This window comes from Weissella cibaria (assembly GCF_004521965.1).
In the GTDB taxonomy this organism is placed as follows: Bacteria; Bacillota; Bacilli; order Lactobacillales; family Lactobacillaceae; genus Weissella; species Weissella cibaria_A.
The window spans coordinates 1-459 of sequence record NZ_SDGK01000081.1; the positions used below are offsets into that span (position 1 = coordinate 1).

Consider the following 459-nt stretch of genomic DNA (forward strand, 5'->3'; position numbering starts at 1 on the left):
TGATTTTAATCGATTCAGTGAACCATCGCATTCTAGATGTCATGAAGGATCGTGGCGTCGGTCAGCTCCGTGCCTATTTCAACCAATACAGTCAAGCAGCCCGAGCTGCTGTTAAAACCATAACGGTAGACTTATTTACCCCTTACCGAGCCATGATTAATGAACTGTTTCCAAACGCAAACATCGTAGCTGACAAATCGCCGTCGAAACCCGTGACGAAGCTGAACTCAAGTCTGTTCTATACCCTACAAAAAACGATACCCAAAACTACTCATTGCCAAAGGCAATGCAGAAGGATCATCACACTAGCCGTAAACACTTCGACGAAATAATAAAGAGTTTTATCTACGGATTCTCAAATGGACCGATTGAAGGTTCAAACAATAAAATCAAAGCCATTAAGCGCACGGCATACGGGTTCCGTAGTTTCAAAAACTTTCGTCTACGTATTCTTATCTC

At 42.5% G+C, this 459-nt stretch carries 1 protein-coding gene and 1 pseudogene; both read left to right on the forward strand.

The annotated features are described in order from the left end of the window. Window positions 1-41 precede the first annotated feature (41 nt). A pseudogene (locus tag EST42_RS11230) lies at window positions 42-137 on the forward strand (hypothetical protein); the annotation flags it as partial. Window positions 138-196: 59 nt separating this feature from the next. Then, the coding region (locus tag EST42_RS11235) for a transposase (RefSeq protein WP_245150457.1) at window positions 197-459 on the forward strand (263 nt) is incomplete at its 3' end.